The organism is Streptomyces sp. UW30 (assembly GCF_008042075.1).
Classification (GTDB): Bacteria; Actinomycetota; Actinomycetes; order Streptomycetales; family Streptomycetaceae; genus Streptomyces.
In genome coordinates this window covers 1-1,116 of the sequence record NZ_RDBN01000087.1, presented here as the reverse complement: position 1 = coordinate 1,116, position 1,116 = coordinate 1, and the positions used below count along the sequence as shown (strand labels likewise).

The following is a 1,116-nucleotide window of genomic DNA, read 5'->3' as shown; positions in this document are numbered from 1 at the left end:
GCACGGCCTCCGCCCGCAGCTGCAGACTCCGTACGACTCCCCCGCTGCCCAGCCGTTCCTTCCCCACCTCGAACTGCGGCTTGACCATCATCACCAGATCGGCGTCCTGCTTCACGCACCGCACCAGGGCGGGCAGCACCAGTCCGAGCGGGATGAAGGACAGATCCCCCACGACAAGATCCACTGGTTCCCCATCGATCGCTTCGAGCGTCAACTCGCGTACGTTCGTACGGTCCTTGACGGTGACGCGTTCATCGCTTTGGAGAGTCCAGGCGAGTTGTCCGTATCCGACGTCGACGKCGACGMCCAGCTGGAGCGGCTCGGTGACGCCGACCACCTCGCCACGGACGGGCACCTCGAGGTGTACGAGGATGTACACCGGGGGCTGCGCGACGCGCTCACCGCGCTCGACGCCCGCCCGGGACCTCCGGCGCCCCCACCGTCGTACGGACACAGGAGCTGAACCGAACGTGGCAGGAGTCGCACGTCGCCGTCTCGACGCGGAGCTGGTCCGCCGCAAGCTCGCGCGGTCGCGTGAGCATGCCAGCCAGCTGATCGCCGCGGGGCGGGTGACCGTCGGCAAGACCGTCGCGACCAAGCCGGCCACGCAGGTGGAGACCGCTGCGGCGATCGTCGTCCAGACCGACGACGGCGATCCCGAGTACGTCTCGCGGGGCGGCCACAAGCTCGCGGGCGCGCTGGAGGTCTTCGTGCCGCAGGGGCTCGCGGTGGAGGGGCGGCGGGCGCTGGACGCCGGCGCGTCCACCGGAGGCTTCACGGATGTGCTGCTGCGGGCGGGCGCCACGCAGGTCGTCGCCGTCGACGTCGGATACGGACAACTCGCCTGGACTCTCCAAAGCGATGAACGCGTCACCGTCAAGGACCGTACGAACGTACGCGAGTTGACGCTCGAAGCGATCGATGGGGAACCAGTGGATCTTGTCGTGGGGGATCTGTCCTTCATCCCGCTCGGACTGGTGCTGCCCGCCCTGGTGCGGTGCGTGAAGCAGGACGCCGATCTGGTGATGATGGTCAAGCCGCAGTTCGAGGTGGGGAAGGAACGGCTGGGCAGCGGGGGAGTCGTACGGAGTCTGCAGCTGCGGGCGGAGGCCGTGC

Annotated in this window: 2 protein-coding genes and 1 pseudogene; 2 read left to right on the top strand and 1 reads right to left on the bottom strand. The window is 68.8% G+C overall.

Translation table 11 applies throughout. The features are described 5' to 3' along the window. Nucleotides 1-304, bottom strand: a pseudogene (locus EAO75_RS44115) (SAM-dependent methyltransferase); the annotation flags it as partial. On the opposite strand from EAO75_RS44115, the gene EAO75_RS46840 reads away from it, so the two are divergent. Then, nucleotides 278-463, top strand: coding sequence for a hypothetical protein (locus EAO75_RS46840; RefSeq protein WP_148000766.1), 186 nt, complete (start codon nt 278-280; stop codon nt 461-463). The pseudogene EAO75_RS44115 and the gene EAO75_RS46840 overlap by 27 nt on opposite strands. 7 nt (nt 464-470) lie before the next feature. Next, nucleotides 471-1,116, top strand: a 646-nt coding sequence (locus EAO75_RS44105; RefSeq protein ID WP_148000765.1) for a TlyA family RNA methyltransferase, incomplete at its 3' end; no start/stop codon positions are given.